Raw genomic sequence first — 17,808 nt, 5'->3', positions numbered from 1 at the left:
TGCGCATGGTGCCCTTCTCATCCCCCACCTCCCCGCCGTTGCAGGACGGGGACATGCTGGCCGCCATCGACCTGGGCTCGAACAGCTTCCACATGGTGGTCGCGCGTTCCGTGCTCGGGCAGTTGCGCGTCGTGGACCGCCTGCGCGAGACCGTGCGCATGGCCGATGGCCTGGACGGCAAGGGCGGCCTGTCCGCCGCCGCCCGCCAGCGTGCGCTCGACTGCCTGTCGCGCTTCGGCCAGCGCATCCGCGACGTACCTGCCGCGCGCGTGCGTGCTCTGGCGACGAACACGGTGCGCCAGCTGCGCGAACCCCTGGATTTCCTGGTGCCGGCCGAAGCCGCGCTGGGCAAGCCGATCGAAGTGGTCTCCGGCCGAGAGGAGGCGCGCCTGATCTACCTGGGCGTCGCCCATGCGCAACCGCCGAAGGCCGGTCACCGCCGACTGGTCATCGACATCGGCGGCGGCTCCACCGAATTCATCATCGGCCGCGGCTTCGAGACGCTCGAGCGCGAAAGCCTGCAGGCCGGCTGCATCGCCAGCACACGCCGCTTCTTTCCCGGCGGCAAGCTGTCGCGCAAGCGCTGGAAGGAAGCGCTCACCGAGATCGGCGCCGAGTTCCAGCAATTCGCCGGGCTTTACCGCAGCCTGGGCTGGCAGGAAGCCATCGGTTCCTCCGGCACCAACAAGGCGATCGGCGAGATCTGCGCGGCGATGAAGCTCACCAAGGGCGCCGTCACCGCCGAGGCACTGCCGCAGGTGCGCGAGAAACTGCTGCAGGCCGACCGCATCGAGGACATCGACCTGCCCGGCCTGTCCAGCGACCGCCGGCCGATCATCGCCGGCGGCGTGCTCGTGCTGGAGGCTGCGTTCGAAGCGCTGGGCCTGCAACGCCTGATGGTCAGCAAGGCGGCGATGCGCGAAGGCATCCTGTTCGACATGCTGGGCCGCGGCGGCGACAACGACCCGCGCGACCTGTCCACCGCCGCCCTGATGCAGCGCTACGGCATCGACGAATTCCAGGCCGCGCGCGTGGAAGCCACGGCGATGCGCCTGTTCGAACAGGTGGAGCAGAGCTGGGGGCTGGACGACGACGACGCACGCATGCTCGGCTGGGCCGCGCGCCTGCACGAGATCGGGCTGGTGATCGCGCACAGCCAGTACCACGTGCACGGCGCGTACCTGCTGGAGCACTCCGATATCGAAGGTTTCTCCCGCCAGGAGCAGCAGGTCCTGGCGGCGCTGGTGCGCACGCACCGCCGCGGCATCCCGAAGAACGCCTTCGACGCCCTGCCCGACCGCCTGCTGCTCAGCGCCAAGCGCAAGGCCGCGCTGCTGCGGCTGGCCGTGCTGCTGCACCGCTCGCACGACAACGAAGCCATCCCGCGCCTGGACCTCACCGCGCAGGGCGAGCGCCTCGACCTGGTGGTCAGCAAGAAGTGGATCGACGCACGCCCGCTGCTGCGCTCGGACCTGCTGGGCGAGCCCGAAGACATGCAGGGCCTGGGGATCGCGTTCAAGCCGTTCGTGGCCTGAGGCCCCTCACTGATACGGCAGGAGGCCGTGATGAACACGCGTACGTCACGCTTCGTAGCCATTGCGCTCCTGCTCTTGTGCGCGACCTTCCTGTCGGCCGCCAAGGCAAGCGATGCATCGGATGACGAAAAGCAGGCATTTGAGGCCGCACTCGCCACACTTTGCGACAAGCGCGTGGTGCTGCTTGGCGAGGATTCGGGCCATGGCGCGGGACGTACGGTTGCCCTCAAAGGACGCATCACCCGGGCGCTGGTCGAACGGTGCGGCTTCTCCGCCGTGTATTTCGAGAGTCCCGTCTATGAGTTCCTTCATCTGGAAGAACAGCTTGCTGCGCGGGATGCGGGACCCGGACTGCTGGCGGATGCGGTCGGCGCGCTCTGGGCAGGTACCGCCGAGTTCCAACCGACGCTGGACTGGCTTTGGCAGGACGTCGTGGCGGGGAGACTCCATGTCCAGGGTCTGGATGTCCAGGTAGGCGGCATCACCCAGACGTATTCGGCACAGGCGCTGCCCGCCCGGCTCGCCCGCCACGCGGGTCGCTCACGCACGATGTGCGAACGCCGGATCGCCCGCTTCACCCGGTGGGAGTTCGATGCGACGCATCCCTTCGATGATGCGTTTCGCACACAGGTGCGCGCGTGTCTCGCCACCATCCAGACACGCCTGGCCTCTGATCACGACACGGTGTCGTCCAAGGCCACCGCGCGCATGACCTGGGCCCTGATGCGTGCCCTGGATGTCGGCTCGCATGACGGCTTCAACCTGCGCGAGGATGCCATGGCGCGGAATGTGGCATGGCACCAGGCGCGCGTGCCCGCACCGCGCATTGTCATCTGGACGGCCACTCGTCACGCGTTGAAAGGCGTATTGGCCGACAAGCCCGAGCGCATTCCCCTCGGCATGCGTCTCGTGCCCGGCTTCGGCCCTGATCTCGCCAGCATCGGGTTCACCTCGGCATCCGGACACCATGGCAGGCCGGGGCAAGGCAGCCTCGCGTTGAACACGCCGACGTTGGGCACATTGGAAGCCGCGCCTCATGCATCGCGATCCAGCGTCTTTCTGGACGTTGCCCAACTCCATCGATTGGGCACCCGAGAGTCCCGTGTCGTGGGCTATGCGCGACCCCTGACCGCAGACTGGTCGACCCTGCTCGACGGCATCTGGATCCTGCCGCTGGAGACCCCGCTGCATGTCGCCGGGGACATCGAGGTCCCGCCGGCCCCGGCACTTCCCCTTATGTGACATGAAGGTACACTCGGACCTGCCGAGAGGTCCGCGGCGTGGCCCGTACCCATTTGTCCCCACGCCATCCTCCCCGTCCGCCTTTGCGGCGGGGGCAGGCCCGACGGCTGTTCACTTCGTCGTACGCCTGTCTTCAGGAGGAAGCCTTGATCGATCGAAGAATCCACGATGAGCTGCTGTCCGACGCCTGGCTGGAGGGCGGCCCCGGCGCCGCCGCGATCGGCCGCAACGTGGACCGCATGCTGGATGCGGTGCGCCGCCACCTCGACATGGACGTGGCCTTCGTCTCCGAATTCAACGGCCGCGACCGGGTATTCCGCCATGTGGTGAGCCGGCTGGACCCTGCGCCGATCCGTCCCGGCGATTCGAGTCCGCTCGAAGAGGGCTACTGCATGCGGGTGGTCGAAGGCCAGATCCCGCAACTGATCCCCGATACGGCGGCCGTCCCGCTGCTCGCCCATATCCCCGAGACCGCGCTGGTGCCCATCGGCGCCCACCTCAGTGTGCCCATCCAGCTGCGCGATGGCCGCGTGTACGGCACGTTCTGCTGTTTCAGCCTGGCCTCCAACCTGTCGCTCAGCCAGCGCGACCTGCAGATGATGCGCGCCTTCGCCGACCTGCTGGCCTACCAGATCGACGGCGACCTGGATGCCGTGCACGCCCACGAGGAGAAGGTGGCGCGCGTCACCGCCGTGCTGGAGCTCGGCCAGCCGCACGTGGTCTACCAGCCCGTCTACCGCAGCAGCGAACGCCGCATCATCGGCGTGGAATGCCTGTCGCGCTTCAAGCTGGAACCGCAGCGCACGCCCGACGTGTGGTTCGCCGAGGCGCGCGAGATCGGCCTGGGCGTCCGTCTGGAACTCAATGCCATCCTGTCGGCGCTGGATGGCCTGCGCGGCATTCCGGGCGACTTCTACGTGGCCCTCAACGTGTCGCCGCAGACGATCATCAGCGGCGGCATCGATGGCTACATCGACGACCTCGACCCGCACCGGGTGGTGCTGGAGATCACCGAACACTCGCTGGTCGACGACTACGGGCTGCTCAACAACCGCCTGGCGCCCTTGCGCGAGGCCGGCGTGCGCATCGCCGTGGACGATGCCGGCGCAGGCTACGCCAGCATGCGACACGTGCTGGCGATCCATCCGGACATCATCAAGCTGGACCTCAGCCTGACCCGCGACATCGATTCCGACTCGCCGCGACGTGCGTTGGCCGCCGCGCTGATCGAGTTCGCCCGCCAGACCCAGTCGCATGTGGTGGCCGAAGGCGTGGAGACCGCCTCGGAACTCGAGGCATTGCAGGCGCTCGGCGTGGACGACGTGCAGGGCTACCACCTCGCACGGCCGCTGGAAGCCGACGCGCTGCAGCAGAAGCTGGCCGCCGAACGCCAACGCAACTGACACGGTGCGACGCTCTGGCATGATGCCGTTCCCGTCCTGCGTGCCGCACCCATGAAGACCTATCCCCTCGCCGATGGCCTGGCCACGTCCCGTATCGGCTACGGCTGCATGCACCTGAGCCGTGCGTGGGATGCCTCGCCGATCACCGCGGACGAGCGCCGCAACGCGCAACGGCTGGTCGAAACCGCGCTGGCCCACGGCATCACCCTGTTCGACCACGCGGACATCTACGCGCGCGGCAAGTCCGAGCAGGCCTTCGGCGACGTGCTGCGCGCCTCGCCCGGCCTGCGCGCACGGATGGTCCTGCAATCGAAGTGCGGCATCCGCTTCGCCGACGATCCGCCCGGCACCCCGGGCCGGTACGACTTCAGCCATGACCACATCGTGGCTTCGGTGGACGGCAGCCTGGCGCGACTGGGCGTGGAGTACCTCGACGTCCTGCTGCTGCACCGTCCCGACGCACTTGTAGAGCCGGAAGAGGTCGCGCGCGCCTTCGATACGTTGCACGCCAGCGGCAAGGTGCGGCACTTCGGTGTCAGCAACCACACGCCCAGCCAGATCGAGTTGTTGCGCCGCCATGTGCGCCAGCCGCTGGTGGCCAACCAGGTGGAGATCAGCCTGCTTCATCTGCCGCTGATCGACGAGGGCGTGGTCGCCAACACCACCGGGCATGCCTATGCGTCCGCCGCCGGCACGCTGGACTATTGCCGCCTGCACGACGTCCGTGTGCAGGCCTGGTCGCCCCTGGCCAGTGGCAAGCTCGCCGGCACGTCCGAGTTCTCCGACCCGGTGGTGCGCGAGACGGCGACACTGCTGTGCCAGCTGGCCGAGGCGAAGGCCGTGACGCCCGAAGCCATCCAGCTCGCCTGGCTGCTGCGCCATCCCGCCGGCATCCAACCCATCGTCGGCACCACCGACGCCGTCCGCCTGGTGGCCTGTGCCGCGGCGGACGAGGTGCAGCTCTCGCGCGAGGAGTGGTATGCGTTGTTCACCGCGGCGCGAGGGGGACGGGTGCCGTGAAGAAGAAACATGTACCCAACAGGATCGACAGGCGGGACAGGATCATCCTGATCGCCACTGCCACGCTGTTGTTCACGTATGGCACGTACTGCTGGATATACGAGCACTTTTACCTGCCGATCGACTTCAGGCGCGGCAGCAACATGAAAGGACTGCACCTGTACGGCAGCGCGGCATGGTTCATGTATGGCGCAGTGATCTGTGCCTGCCTGATCATGGCATCCATCGTCTTAGACCACTACGACGAGCGTCCCAACGAGCGCCACTACAAGCGGTTCGCAACGATCATGATGTATGCCGGCTTTTCCTTGTTCACCCTCTCCGTGTTCGCTTGGCTCACCGCCAACGCGTAATCGTCCCATGTACGACACCGATTAGATGCATGAAGATGCGTCAGAACAATCAGCGGCTGCCAAATAACCGTAACGCATTCACTGAGGAACCACACATGGGCACCTGGGGCATCGGCTCGTTCGAGAACGACGACGCGGGCGATTTCATGATCGATCTGCTGGACAGCGGCGACCTGTCGCTGGTCCGTGAGGTGCTGGACAACGTACTGACGTCTACCGAATACGTGGAGGCGCCTGATGCCACGCTGGCGATCGTCGCCGCCGAGATTGTGGCCGCAGCGCGCGGACGCCCTACGTTCGCGGCACAGCGGGAAGAAGGGCTGGCGGACTGGCTCGCGCGGATCCAGCCGACCATCGATGCCGATCTCGCCACGCAGGCACGGGACGCGCTCACCCGCATCCTGGCCGACCACTCCGAACTGCGGGAACTGTGGGAAGAGACCGACGACCTCCACGACTGGCAGGCCGTCGTCACCGAACTCCGCAGCCACCTCGACCCCTGATCCACCGCGTCGCGCCCTGTTGCGCACGACGCCTCTTCTGGACGCCCGATGACCGACCCTTACAACTCGTCCTCCGCCTACGCGCCTTCGCCTGCCACCGGCCTGCACCTCAGCGACGCCATGGTGACCACCGCCATGGAACTGCCCGGCTACCGCATCCGCCGCAACCTGGGCATGGTGCGCGGCATCACCGTGCGCTCGCGGTCGATCGTGGGCAACTTCCTGGGCGGCTTGCAGTCGCTGTTCGGCGGCAACATCACCATCTACACCGAGTTGTGCGAGCAGGCGCGCGACGAGACCTACCGCGACATGCTGCAGCACGCCCGGCACCTGGGCGCCAACGCGATCGTCGCCGTGCGCTACGACGCCACCGACGTGATGGCCGGCCTCACCGAAGTGCTGTGCTACGGCACGGCCGTGGTGGTCGAACCGCAGGATTTCTAGACCCGATGAAGCCGTCGAAGCGCAAACGGCCCTGGCTGCGCCGCCTCGTGCTGCTGGCCCTGGTGCTGGCGGTGTACCCGGCCTTCGTGCTGATCTATACGTGGTCCCACGTCCTGCAGAGCCCGCTGCCCGGCGGCCGGCACGGGCCGCTGGATGCCTACCGGCATACGCTGGCCAGCGCCGTCGTGGCCTATACGCTGGACGCGCGCGCCATCGACCTGGTCAACGGCGTGATGGAACGGCGCGGCAAACGCGCCAATGCCATGGACATCCACAACAACCTCCTCGGCGCCGCCATCGGCTCCCGCGCCGCCCGCTTCTCGGACATCGAACCGTTGGTGGCGCGCAGCGTGGCGGCCGGCCAGATCGATGCTTCGTCGCCGGACCAGACCACGTGGTTGCCGCAGGACGACTGGAAGGAAGGGTTCGCGTGGTGACGGCGGGGTAAAGGCCATCACCGGCGCTTGAGCGTCATAGGTCTGACACGAAGTCCGCCCGGCTGACCGTTTCTGCCACGGCGATACGTAGGACGAACGACAGGGCACTCTCGCCACGCCCAGGTGCGTCCGCATGTCCGCTGCGAGTCCGACCGCGCTGCCAGCCAAGCCGTTCAAGGTCCTGCTGTTGCTCATCCTGGTGTCGCTCAGCACCTGGTTCCTCTGGGGCGAGCTGGATTACGCGCTGACACGCGACCGGACCGGAGAGCCGGCATTCCGTACGGGGGCGCTGATCGTGCACCTGACCTTCGCCACGCCCCTGCTGCTCCTGCCACCGCTGCAGTTCAGTCGTCGCTTCCGTCTACGGTGGCCGCAGTGGCATCGCCGCATGGGACGCGCTTACCTGGTGGCATCGCTCATCGCCGGCTCGCTTGCGATCTATCTGGGGCTGACCTTCGATCTCGTGGGCCGTCGCGTCCCCGTCGTGCTGTTCGCGACGCTGTGGGTCGCCTTTTCAGCTGCCGCCTGGTGGTGCGCGCGGCGGCGTGCGTTCGCGGCGCACGAACGTTTCGTGGTGCGCAGCTACACGATCGCGGTGGCGTTCGTGATCGTGCGGGTGATGGGCCAGGCCGAAGACGTGATGTTCCCCTTCATGCCGGACCCGCAATTGCGGGGCGTGACCCGGGAGTGGCTGTGCTTCGTGCTGCCGCTGCTGGCGGTGGAAGCCTGGTACACCTGGTGGCCGGCGCTGAGGACGCCCCGACCCCGCGCGGCCGAAGCTCGCCTATAGTCGCCCTCAGTCACGGCCGGCCCCACGCCGACGGGCAGTCCCTCGCATCCTTGCCGGAGGTTGTCATGAAGCGTGTATTCCGTTTGATCCTGGCCGTCATCGCCGGGTTGTTCGTCGGCAGCATCGTCAACATGGCGCTGGTCATGCTCAGCGGCCATGTCATTCCGCCCCCTGCCGGCGTGGACACCACCACCACCGAAGGCCTGAAGGCGGCGATGCCGCTGTTCGAGCCGAAGCACTTCGTGTTCCCGTTCCTGGCCCACGCGGTGGGCACGCTCGTGGGTGCCTTCGTCGCCACCCTGGCCACGCCCGGGCGCACCGGTGGCCCAGCGTGGGCGGTGGGCGCGCTCTTCCTGATCGGCGGTATCGCCGCCGTCGCGATGCTGCCTTCTCCGCTGTGGTTCACCGTGGTGGACCTGGTGCTCGCCTACCTGCCGATGGCGTGGCTGGGACATCGATTGGCACGCGGCAAGCGACCTGCCTGAAGGTGCGCGGTCCGACAAGGCGCTCCGGATGAAACTGGACGACGTCCGCGTACATGCGCTGTCGCTGGAGGCGGTCACCGAAGAGCCTCACCACACCTATTCGTCGTTCCGGGTGCGCGGCAAGATCTTCGTGACCATCCCGCCGGAGGAAACACACGTGCATGTGTTCCTCGGCGAGGAGGACCGCGAGCAGGCCTTGGCGATGCATCCCGCGTCCGTCGAGAAGCTGTTCTGGGGCAGCAAGGTGCTGGGACTGCGGGTCGCGTTGGCAAAGGCCACGCCCGGGGTCGTCAGGGCGCTGGTAACGAAGGCCTACGAGACCCGCGTGCACAAGGATGCGGGACCGCCGCGCACACGCAGGACGCGTTGACGCCGAAGGCCTGTACGATCGCGCCATGGAGACGCTCATCCTTATCGGCGTGCTGGTCGCGTTCGCCACGCTCGGGTGGCGGATGTATCGGCAGTACCTGCGCCGGCATCGCATCTGGACCCTGGGCCACCGCTACGCGCTGCCGGTCGGGGAGACGCACACCTTCAGCTTCTCCGCGCGGTTCCTCGAGCATGCGATGGCCGCCGACTGCCGTGCCCGCGTGAACTATCCGGGCCTGGCCGGCAAGATCGAGGGCAGCAAGAACAACGAATTCTGGGTGGTCACCTGGGAGATCTCTATGCCGGCGAGGCGGAAGGCCTTCGACGACATCCTGCATCGGCTGCACACGGCGATCGACGAGGTCGGCTCGACCACGAACACGATCATCTGCACGTCCAGCCTCCCGGGCAGTGGCACCGGCTTCGTCCTTCACGCGACGTAATGCGGTCGGCGACCGGATGCCCGTCGCTGCACGCCATACCTGAACGAAACCGTGGCTTTTGTGCGCCTCCGCGCACACCGTCATCCCACGGTCACCGATCCGACACATCGGCTACATCTCTCGCCCCCAGCATGCGCAAAACGTGGAGCTGCGCATGCGCTTTGCCATCGTCACCGAGACGTACCCGCCGGAAGTCAACGGCGTCGCCCTCACCGTGCAGGGGCTGGAAACCGGCCTGCGCCAGCGGGGTCACGCGGTATCGCTGGTGCGACCGCGGCAGGCGACCGAGACCGCGGCGCCGGACGACACGCTGCTGGTGCGCGGCGCCAGCCTGCCGCGCTACCCCGGCCTGAAATTCGGCCTCCCGGCCACCCGGCGCCTGCTGGCGCAGTGGAAGGACGCTCCGCCTGATGCGATCTACGTGGCCACGGAAGGCCCCTTGGGATGGTCGGCCGTGCGCGCCGCGCGCCGGCTGGGCATTCCGGTGGCCACCGGCTTCCACACGCGCTTCGACGAATACATGCGCGACTACGGCGCGCGCTTCCTCGAACACACCGCGCTGCGCTGGATGCGCCGCTTCCACAACGGCGCACAGGCCACGCTGGTGCCCACGCGCGAGCTGGCCGACTTCCTGCAGGCGCAGGGCTTCCAGCACGTGATGCGGTTGGCACGCGCCGTGGACGCGCAGCACTTCAGCCCGGCACGCCGCGACGACGCTCTGCGTGCGCAGTGGGGCGTGCAGCCGGAGGACCTGGTGGTGATCTACGTGGGCCGCATCGCCGCCGAGAAGAACCTGGACCTGTCGATCCGGGCGTTCGATGCGATCCGGCAACAGCAGCCGACCGCGAAGTTCGTCTGGGTGGGCGATGGACCGGTCCGCGAGCGTCTCGCGCTCGAGCGTCCCGACTTCATCTTCTGCGGCGTGCAGCGCGGCGAAGCGCTGGCGCGCCACTTCGCCAGCGGCGACCTGTTCCTGTTTTCCAGCCACAGCGAAACCTTCGGCAACGTCACCCTCGAAGCGATGGCGAGCGGCGTGCCGACGGTGGCCTTCAACTACGGCGCCGCGCGCGAGCATCTGGTCGATGGCGCGCACGGCGCGGCGGTCGACGACGACGACGCTTTCCTGGCCGCCGCCCAACGCCTGGCCGCCGACCCGGCACAACGTCGCGCGATGGGCGATGCCGCCGCCGTCGCGATGCGCGCCCTGCGCCCCGAACAGGTCGCCGCCGATTTCGATGCCCTGCTGACCGACCTCGCACTGACCCGGAGAAGCCACCATGCGTCCGCTGCTGCCGCGTAATGCCTTCATGGGCCGGGATACCGGCTGGTGCCTGCGAGCCAACCGCTGGGGCGAATGGACCGGCGTGCGCCGCTTCTTCGCCATCGTCAGCCGCTTGGGCGACGGGGTGTTCTGGTACGTGCTGATGGCGGCGCTGATCGTCGCCGACGGCTTGGACGGCCTGGCCGCCTCCGCGCACCTGGCGGCGACCGGCGTCATCGCACTGACGCTGTACAAGCTGCTGAAGCGCTGGACGCGGCGTCCACGCCCGTTCGCTTCCGATGTGCGGATCCGTGCGTGGATCGCGCCGCTGGACGAATTCAGCTTCCCGTCCGGCCACACGCTGCATGCGGTGGCGTTCACGCTGGTCGCCTTGGCGCACTACCAGGTCCTGGCACCGCTGCTGATTCCGTTCGCCGGTTGCGTGGCGGCCTCGCGGGTGGTGCTTGGCCTGCACTACCCCAGCGACGTGCTGGCAGCGACGGTGATCGGTTCGGCGCTGGCCGCGCTCTCCATCTGGCTGGTACCCGGGGTCAGCCTGCTGGGTTGATCGGAACGCGTCAGCGCTTGTCCACCCGGGCACGCGTGATCGCGGGCTTCAGTTGGCCCGCCCAGTCCCGGTCGTTCGCCACCTGTGCGTCGTGGCGACTGCGCTCCAGTGCCTCGAGGTCGAGATCGGCGAGCGCCCAGACCTGGTTCCCCGACGTCTGCACCACCACGCCGTCTGCGGGCAGACCCCGATCCATCGGCGCGAAGATCGCGGCCTCGCCGGTGTTGATGTCCAGCGCCGGACTCCAGGCCGCCTCGCCTGCCGTCACCGACTGGGCCACGAACACGCGGTTCTCCAGCGCACGCGCCAGGCACCCCACCCGCACGCGGGTGGCACCGGCGTCGGTGTCGGTGCAGCTGGGCACCAGCAGCAGGCGCGCACCGGCCTCGGCCTGCGCGCGCACGGGCAAGGGGAATTCGCTGTCGTAGCAGACGGCCACGCCGGTGCGCACGCCGCCCAGGTCGAACACCGTCAGCGCATCGCCGCCGTCGATGACGCTCAGCCCCTTCTCGAATCCGGTGAGTTGCAGCTTGTCCTGCCAGAGGTGCCCGCCCTGTGGGGTGAACACGTCGCAGCGGTTGCGGTAGCGACCGTTCGCCTGCGCCAACAGGAACGTGCCGGCCACGATGTGCAGGTCCAGCGCCTTCGCCAGCCCCGCGTACAGGGCCAACCAGGCGTCGCGATGCGACTGGATCGCCGCGAGCGACGCGTGCAGGTCGCCCTGCGTCGCGGCATCGAACGTGGCCGCCAATTCAAGCGACAGGTACTCCGGCAGTACGGCGATGCGGGCACCCTGTGCGACGGCATCGCCCAGCACGGCCGCCTGGCGTTGCGCGAACGCAGCGAAATCCACCGGTGCCTGGATCGGGTATTTGGCAACGGCCACTTTCATCGTGCGGTCTCCAGCGGGCGCAGCCAGAACGTCAGTGCGTGATCGGTCTCGCCGTGCCCGATCTCGTCCCAGGGCAGGCGCATCGTCATGCCGGGGTGTCGCTCGTAGCCACGCTTGCCCCAGAACACCTCGTTGCCGCGGTGGTCGGCCGGCCTGCGCGGATCGTCGTCCGCGCGATCCACGGCGCAGAACGCGGTCCAGGCGAAGCGGCCCAACGCACGCGCATGCGCTTCACGATGATCGAAGAAGGCATGGCCGATGCCGCGGCCGCGATAGGCCGGCAGCAGCACGGATTCGCCGAAATAGAACACGTCTTCCGGATCGAAGGCGCTGTCGAGGAAGGGTTGGCGGAAAGCCTCGGTGTCGTCGACCAGCGGCAGGCCGGTGGACGCACCGACGACCTGCCCATCCTCCATCGCCAGCACGAACAGGCTTTCCGGCGAGGCCGCATACGCCGCGAGGTAGTCCCGCTCGTAGGCGAGGTCGCCTTCATAGAGGTAAGGCCAGTCGCGGAACACCGCCACGCGCAGGCGCGCGACGTCGTCCAGCCAGGGCGTGATCTCCGGCCCGCGGAAAAGGCCGATGGTGTGCGCAGAGGTCATCCTTGAACTCTAGCGCACGCCATCGGCCGGGGCGAGACGAGACAACCCCTCCATGGACGTCGCGATCAAGCGGGGTCCACCTCCTCGGCCGCCCTCAGGGCGTCCTGTCGGTAGCCGTGCTCCATCCATCGGCGCACCGCCAGGCTCGCGCACACGGCCAGGCCGAACGCGATGATCAGCGGCAGGATCAGCACATGCGCGAACATGCCGGCCTCCATGAAACCCACGCAGGCCCACGCCACGCAAACGGCGCTCGCGGCCAGGATCAGGGGCTGGGCCGCCCGGAAGAAGAAGCCCGCCCCGGCTGCGACGAGCGCGAGCGCGCCCAACGGAAGCGAGAACATGACGATCGAACCCAGGAACAACGTCATGCTCAATCCCACCAGCTGTAGACGACCAAGCGTTCGCTCGGCAGCACCACCAGCCAGGCGCCGCCTCGGGTATCACGGGTGAAGTACGCGCCTTCCTGCCAGGCAGCGGAGAGCCTGCGGCGCATGCCGGGGCCGACGTCCACGTGCATGACGCCCGGCCACAGGCCGGATCCGTCGTCCCACTTGCGCCACGTCTCCGGCAGCGGCGACGGTCGCCAGGCTTCGTAGCGCGCCGGTCCACGCGACGACAGCACACCGCGCGAGCGAGTGGCGCCGTCGAAGTAGTCCAGTCCGTCGCGCTTGATCGCGGTGGCCGCGGGATCGGACAGTGCCAGCACGACAGCACCGTGCGACTCGCACCTCACCAGCAGGCCCAGCAGCATGCACTCCAGCTGTCCGGGCGACATCGCGAAGCGCTGCATGCCCGACGTCTCGATGGCGGTCGGCAGCACCTGCTGTGCACGGTGGTAGATGCGGACGCGATTCATGGCCCAGCCCACCGCCAGCAGGAGGAGAAGGACCGCGAGCGCGGTCCTTCCCCGGTAGCGTCGCGCACGGCGCGCCATGGCTCAGCGCAGTTCCGTGCCGAGCGCATACCAGTCCACCTTGCGGGTGACCCACATGATCACGGCCAGGATGCCGAACAGCAGCAGCGAGCCCATCAGCAGCGCGTTGTCCTCCGATACCAAGAGCCCGTAAAGCACGCCATACAGCAGCGTCAGCATGGTGGCGAATCCCGCCGCACGCAGCCAACTCTGGAGCACGCCCGACAGGTAGACGAACTGCAGGCCGATACAGGCCGCGGCCGACACCAGGTAGGCTTGCCAGAAGGCGATGTGTTCGGAAAGGCTGAGCAGCAGCAGGAAGAAGATCGCCAGCGCCAGGCCGACCAGCAGGTACTGCAGGGGGTGGATGGGCAAGCGCTTGATCAGTTCGAACAGGGCGAAGCCGACGAACGTCAGCACCACGAACAGGATGCCGTACTTGCTGGCCCGGTCGGCCTGCGTATAGACGTCGATCGGATCGACCAGGCTGACGTGCAGTGCGTCTACGCTGCTGTTCAGCGGCGCGGCGAGCACGCGGCCGTCGACGATGCGGTCGGCCTGCGCGTCCTGACCGTCTTCGCCACGCAGCTGCTTCTGCGCATTGCTGGCCAACGACGAGATCTTCCACGTCGCATTGAAGCCGGCTCCGGTGACCTCGCTGGTAGGCGAGTAGCCTTCGAACTTCGGATGCGGCCAGTTCGATTTGACACGGATGTCGTTGTTGTCGCCCAGCGGCACGACCGACAGCGATTCGGTGCCTTTGAGCAGCAGCTTCATTGCCACTTGCTGGCCCGCTGCCCGACCCGCGACGACGGCGGGCAGCTCGGCGTGGATGCCGTCCAGGCGTGCACCGAGATAGCCGGTGCCGGACTTCAGCGGCAGCGCCGCGCCATCGACCTTCAGTTCCGGCGTGCCGGCGACGCCGCGCACGTCGGAAATGCCGAACACGAGATACGGCGTGCCGTACTGGCGTTCGGCGCCGGTGGTCGACGGTCCCGGCAGCGCCGACTCGAACGTGGCGGCAAGATCGGCGTGCCATTCGTACACCCGGACCTTGTACAGGCCTACGGCGCGCTCGGCGGGTTCCAGGCGGCCGGTGACCTCCAACGTCTTCGGCATCTGCAGCAGATGGCCCGTGGTCTTGTCTTCACGGAGGCGCTTGATGCCCTTGTCGTCCAGCCACTCGATCCGGCGCACTTCCGTCCATGGCACGACGCGGATCGGCCCGGTCACGCGCTGCTTGCCGGCCGTGCCTTGGATGACGCGCTCGACGGCCTGGTGCCGGTAGGCTTCGCGCTCCTGGATGGTGCCCCGGATCATCATCAGGGGAATGAGCAGCAGCAGGACCAGCCCGCCGATGGTGAGGAAACGCAACAGCAATTTCAGTGACTTCATGTCGATGCCCCGGTTGGATACGCGGTGCATCGTCCATGGCCCGTGTGCAACGGGCAGGTGGCCTGTTTGAAGACTGTGTGAAGTGCTCTTCCGTCATCCCGGCGAAAGCCGGGATGACGACGATGGACGGCTACACCTTGGGGAGCGACAGGACGGCTTCGGCGCCGCCCTCGGGCCGGTTGCGCAGCGTGGCTTCACCGCCGTGCAGGCGCATCACCTCGCGAACGAACGGCAGGCCCAGGCCGGAACTGCGTTGACCGTTGTCCGGACGCGGCAAGGAATAGAAGCGCTCGAAGACCCGCTCGTGCGCGTAGTCCGGCACGCCGGGACCACGATCGCGCACGATGAAGCGCACCTGGTCCGCATCGGCCTCGACGACCAGCTCGACCGTGCCGCCGGCCGGCGAAAAAGCGATCGCGTTGTCCAGCAGGTTGCCCAGCGCACGCCTCAGCAGGAAGCCATCGCCTTCCACGCTCCAAGTTCCTTGCACCGGTACCGTCACCAGGTGCACGCCGCGTGGGGTCAGCCTGTCGTCGACGGCCTGCGCGACCTCATCGGCAAGCGCGGCGGCATCCACGCGCTCGCGCCGCTGCAGCCAGCCATGCTGCTCGACCTCGGCCAAGGCCAGCAGTTTGTCGATGGTCTCGGTGAGCCGCTGCTCCTGCGCCTGGATGTTGCGGGCGAAACGCTGGCGGTCCGCTTCCGGCAGCGGCTCCTGCAGCAGTTCGGCGGCGCCACGGATGGCCGCCAGCGGGCTCTTCATTTCATGCGTCAGCGACTGTACGTACTGTTCCACGTAGGCCTTGCCCGCCAGCTTGTGCCGCATCGTCTCCAGCGCGCGGCCGAGGTCGCCGATCTCGTCGGCGCGCGGACGCGGCGGCGGCACCGGTTCGCCGGCGCTGACCGCCTGCGCGTAGCGGTTGAGCCCGCCGATGCCGCGCACCAGCCACCAGGTCATCAGGACGCCGATGAGCGCGGAGATGCCGATCAGCCACGCACCGCGCAACAGGATGCTGCGCTGGCTGGCGACGATGAAGGGCTCGATGCTGCGGTTGGGCTGCGACAGCGTGAGCACGCCCAGCAGCGTGGCGCGGTCGCCGGGATCGTAGATGGGCGCGGCGACGTGCATGACGGTGTGCGCGGTGTCGCCCGGCGCTTCCGGGCTGGAGCGCGCGCCGTACTCGCCGCGCAGCGTGCGGTAGACGTCGTTCCAGCGCGAGTTGTCGCGACCGACGTCGCGCCCCTGCGAGTCGAACACGACCACGCCGCTCGCATCGGTGACGGTGACCCGGTAGTCCACGCTGCGCTTCTGGAACCGCCACACCCAGGCTTTCGGATCGCGCTGCTGTGCGAGCGCCACGTGGCGCGCGAAGCCCCCATCGGCGATGCGTCCGGCTTTCAGATCGTCGGCAGCCACTTCGGCCAGCAGGTTGGCGGCGTCCACCAGGGTGGATTCCATCGCCTGGCGCACACCGGGCTTCACTTCGTTGACGAACACCCGCATCACGAAGAACGCGGCGATGCCGACGATCAGGAAGAAACCCAGGACCAGCTTCAGCCCGAGCCGCACCGGTCAGGCCTCGACGGCGTAACCCAGGCCGCGGTGGGTGCGGATCGGGTCGGGGTCGGCGCCGGCCGCGCGCAGCTTCGCGCGCAGCGTCTTCACGTGCGTGTCGACGGTGCGGTCGGCACTGTCGGCGTCGCTGTCCCAGCCGCGATCCATCAGCTGCGCGCGGCTGAGGATGGCGCCGGGCCGCTGCAGCAGCGCATCCAGCACGGCGTATTCGTAACGGGTCAGGTCGAGCAGTTGCTGGTGGTAGCGGATGCGGTGCCCCTCGCGGTCGATCGCGAAGGCGCCGCGCAGGACCCATTCGCCCGCCGGCACCGTCGCCGTGCCGCCCACGCGGCGCAGGCGCGCCCGCACGCGGGCCACCAGTTCGCGCGGGGAGAACGGCTTGGTGACGTAGTCGTCGGCGCCGAGCTCCAGGCCCAGCACGCGGTCGATCTCGTCGTTGCGCGCGGTGAGGAAGATCACCGGCACGTCGCTGAACCCGCGCAGCTCGCGGCACACGTCGAAGCCGCTGATGTCGGGCAGGCCGACATCGAGCACCACCACGTCCACGCCGCCGGCGCGCACACGCGCGGCGACCTCGCGGCCCAGCAGGCAGTGGTCGGCCTCCAGGCCCTCGCTGCGCAGCGCGTACAGCACGGCATCGGCGATGGCGGTTTCGTCTTCGGCAATCAATACGCGCGGCATGGCGCAAGCATATATGCTGCGCGCCATGAATTACCGCCATGCCTTCCACGCCGGCAACCACGCCGACGTCCTCAAGCACCTCGTCCTGCTGGCGATGGTGGATGCGCTGAAGCGCAAGGATGCGCCGTTCTTCGTGCTGGACACCCATGCCGGGCGCGGCCGCTACCTGCTGGGCGGCGCGGAAAGCCGCAAGACCTCCGAGGCCGACGAGGGCGTGTTCAAGCTGGCTGGCGTGCCCCGCCTGCCCGAGCTGGCCGAGCGGTACCTGCGCGCGGTGGAAGCCAACAACCCGGTCGGTGCGCTGGTGGCCTACCCGGGCTCGCCGTTGCTGGTCGCGCAGGCGATGCGCGCGCAGGACCGGCTGGCGGCCTGCGAACTCCAGCCGGAAGAGGCCAGCGCGTTGAAGGACCTGTTCGCCCATGACGAGCGCGTCGCGGTGCATGCGCGCGATGGCTACGCCGCGATGAAGGCGCTGCTGCCGCCGCGCGCGGGCAGCCAGCGGATCGCCCGCGGCCTGGTGCTGATCGACCCGCCGTACGAAGCGCAGGACGCCGAGTATCCCGCCATCACCGCGGCCCTGCGCGATGCGCTGGAACGATGGCCCGCCGCCACCTATGCCGTGTGGTATCCGATCAAGCAGCGCCGCAGCCTGCTGCCGTTCTTCCGCAAGATGGCGGCACTGCCCTCCAAGGGCGCCTTCGTGGCCGAACTGCAGGTACGGCCCGACGACTCGCCGCTGCGCCTCAACGGGAGCGGCATGCTGGTGATCAATCCGCCCTGGCAACTGGACGCGGCCCTGGCCCCGATCCTCCCCGTGCTCGCCACCCACCTCGGCGAGGCCGGGGCAAGCCACCGGCTGGAATGGCTGCGGGCCGCGAGCTGACGCGCACGGC

The 17,808-nt window shown here is 68.3% G+C and carries 22 protein-coding genes; 15 read left to right on the top strand and 7 right to left on the bottom strand.

Translation table 11 applies throughout. The features are described 5' to 3' along the window. Positions 1 to 5: 5 nt before the first annotated feature. From ppx to BLT45_RS07440, 14 genes are all read left to right on the top strand, one after another. On the top strand, positions 6 to 1,535 hold the full coding sequence (gene ppx / locus BLT45_RS07500; RefSeq protein WP_175455756.1) for an exopolyphosphatase: 1,530 nt from the start codon (positions 6 to 8) through the stop codon (positions 1,533 to 1,535). Between the two features lie 30 nt (positions 1,536 to 1,565). Next, entirely contained in the window at positions 1,566 to 2,777 is a 1,212-nt protein-coding gene (locus tag BLT45_RS07495; protein WP_139187957.1) for an erythromycin esterase family protein, read from the top strand. Between the two features lie 146 nt (positions 2,778 to 2,923). Continuing rightward, a complete protein-coding gene (locus tag BLT45_RS07490) occupies positions 2,924 to 4,180 on the top strand; it encodes a sensor domain-containing phosphodiesterase (RefSeq protein WP_217629534.1) in 1,257 nt (418 codons plus the stop codon). A gap of 51 nt (positions 4,181 to 4,231) precedes the next feature. Further along, on the top strand, positions 4,232 to 5,200 hold the full coding sequence (locus BLT45_RS07485; RefSeq protein ID WP_093296992.1) for an aldo/keto reductase: 969 nt from the start codon (positions 4,232 to 4,234) through the stop codon (positions 5,198 to 5,200). Next, positions 5,197 to 5,553: a hypothetical protein gene (locus BLT45_RS18315; RefSeq protein ID WP_175455755.1), complete on the top strand. Its 357-nt coding sequence runs from the start codon at positions 5,197 to 5,199 to the stop codon at positions 5,551 to 5,553. Before BLT45_RS07485 ends, BLT45_RS18315 begins: the two co-directional genes overlap by 4 nt. A gap of 95 nt (positions 5,554 to 5,648) precedes the next feature. After that, positions 5,649 to 6,056: a DUF4259 domain-containing protein gene (locus BLT45_RS18310; protein ID WP_175455754.1), complete on the top strand. Its 408-nt coding sequence runs from the start codon at positions 5,649 to 5,651 to the stop codon at positions 6,054 to 6,056. A gap of 48 nt (positions 6,057 to 6,104) precedes the next feature. Further along, positions 6,105 to 6,500, top strand: coding sequence for a YbjQ family protein (locus BLT45_RS07475; RefSeq protein ID WP_093296986.1), 396 nt, complete (start codon positions 6,105 to 6,107; stop codon positions 6,498 to 6,500). 5 nt (positions 6,501 to 6,505) lie between these two features. Continuing rightward, a complete protein-coding gene (locus BLT45_RS07470; protein ID WP_093296982.1) occupies positions 6,506 to 6,937 on the top strand; it encodes a hypothetical protein in 432 nt (143 codons plus the stop codon). A 133-nt stretch (positions 6,938 to 7,070) separates the two neighbouring features. Then, positions 7,071 to 7,727 carry a DUF2306 domain-containing protein gene (locus tag BLT45_RS07465; RefSeq protein WP_093296979.1) on the top strand — a complete coding sequence of 219 codons (657 nt, stop codon included), beginning with the start codon at positions 7,071 to 7,073 and terminating at the stop codon, positions 7,725 to 7,727. 65 nt (positions 7,728 to 7,792) lie between these two features. Next, on the top strand, positions 7,793 to 8,212 hold the full coding sequence (locus tag BLT45_RS07460) for a hypothetical protein (protein ID WP_093296977.1): 420 nt from the start codon (positions 7,793 to 7,795) through the stop codon (positions 8,210 to 8,212). Positions 8,213 to 8,240: 28 nt separating this feature from the next. Next, complete coding sequence (locus tag BLT45_RS07455; protein ID WP_093296975.1) at positions 8,241 to 8,582, top strand: MmcQ/YjbR family DNA-binding protein; 342 nt, start codon at positions 8,241 to 8,243, stop codon at positions 8,580 to 8,582. A 25-nt stretch (positions 8,583 to 8,607) separates the two neighbouring features. Continuing rightward, positions 8,608 to 9,024 (top strand): hypothetical protein, encoded by a 417-nt coding sequence (locus tag BLT45_RS07450; protein ID WP_093296973.1) that lies wholly within the window; start codon positions 8,608 to 8,610, stop codon positions 9,022 to 9,024. Between the two features lie 154 nt (positions 9,025 to 9,178). Further along, entirely contained in the window at positions 9,179 to 10,324 is a 1,146-nt protein-coding gene (locus BLT45_RS07445; RefSeq protein WP_093298685.1) for a glycosyltransferase family 4 protein, read from the top strand. A 7-nt stretch (positions 10,325 to 10,331) separates the two neighbouring features. Continuing rightward, complete coding sequence (locus tag BLT45_RS07440) at positions 10,332 to 10,853, top strand: phosphatase PAP2 family protein (protein ID WP_093298682.1); 522 nt, start codon at positions 10,332 to 10,334, stop codon at positions 10,851 to 10,853. A 10-nt stretch (positions 10,854 to 10,863) separates the two neighbouring features. Here the strand turns inward: BLT45_RS07440 and BLT45_RS07435 are convergent, their stop codons facing one another. The 7 genes from BLT45_RS07435 to creB all read right to left on the bottom strand — a co-directional run bounded on the left by BLT45_RS07435 (position 10,864) and on the right by creB (position 16,942). Then, positions 10,864 to 11,745, bottom strand: coding sequence for a carbon-nitrogen hydrolase family protein (locus tag BLT45_RS07435; protein WP_093296971.1), 882 nt, complete (start codon positions 11,743 to 11,745; stop codon positions 10,864 to 10,866). Beyond that, positions 11,742 to 12,347 (bottom strand): GNAT family N-acetyltransferase, encoded by a 606-nt coding sequence (locus BLT45_RS07430; RefSeq protein WP_093296969.1) that lies wholly within the window; start codon positions 12,345 to 12,347, stop codon positions 11,742 to 11,744. Before BLT45_RS07430 ends, BLT45_RS07435 begins: the two co-directional genes overlap by 4 nt. 65 nt (positions 12,348 to 12,412) lie before the next feature. Beyond that, positions 12,413 to 12,718: a hypothetical protein gene (locus tag BLT45_RS07425; protein WP_093296967.1), complete on the bottom strand. Its 306-nt coding sequence runs from the start codon at positions 12,716 to 12,718 to the stop codon at positions 12,413 to 12,415. 2 nt (positions 12,719 to 12,720) lie between these two features. Then, complete coding sequence (locus tag BLT45_RS07420) at positions 12,721 to 13,206, bottom strand: hypothetical protein (protein WP_139187956.1); 486 nt, start codon at positions 13,204 to 13,206, stop codon at positions 12,721 to 12,723. A gap of 81 nt (positions 13,207 to 13,287) precedes the next feature. Next, positions 13,288 to 14,658: a cell envelope integrity protein CreD gene (gene creD / locus BLT45_RS07415; RefSeq protein ID WP_093298680.1), complete on the bottom strand. Its 1,371-nt coding sequence runs from the start codon at positions 14,656 to 14,658 to the stop codon at positions 13,288 to 13,290. Between the two features lie 130 nt (positions 14,659 to 14,788). Then, positions 14,789 to 16,228: a two-component system sensor histidine kinase CreC gene (creC, locus tag BLT45_RS07410; protein ID WP_093296962.1), complete on the bottom strand. Its 1,440-nt coding sequence runs from the start codon at positions 16,226 to 16,228 to the stop codon at positions 14,789 to 14,791. A 3-nt stretch (positions 16,229 to 16,231) separates the two neighbouring features. Further along, positions 16,232 to 16,942 carry a two-component system response regulator CreB gene (creB, locus tag BLT45_RS07405; protein ID WP_093296959.1) on the bottom strand — a complete coding sequence of 237 codons (711 nt, stop codon included), beginning with the start codon at positions 16,940 to 16,942 and terminating at the stop codon, positions 16,232 to 16,234. Here creB and rlmJ point away from each other — a divergent pair. Further along, positions 16,941 to 17,798, top strand: a complete 858-nt coding sequence (rlmJ, locus tag BLT45_RS07400; RefSeq protein ID WP_093298677.1) for a 23S rRNA (adenine(2030)-N(6))-methyltransferase RlmJ — start codon at positions 16,941 to 16,943, stop codon at positions 17,796 to 17,798. The genes creB and rlmJ overlap by 2 nt on opposite strands. Positions 17,799 to 17,808 lie beyond the last annotated feature (10 nt).

The sequence above is a fragment of the Pseudoxanthomonas sp. CF385 genome (genome assembly GCF_900104255.1).
Taxonomy (GTDB): Bacteria; Pseudomonadota; Gammaproteobacteria; order Xanthomonadales; family Xanthomonadaceae; genus Pseudoxanthomonas_A.
Note: the sequence above shows the minus strand (reverse complement) of the source record. Positions and strands in the feature narration are given on the sequence as shown.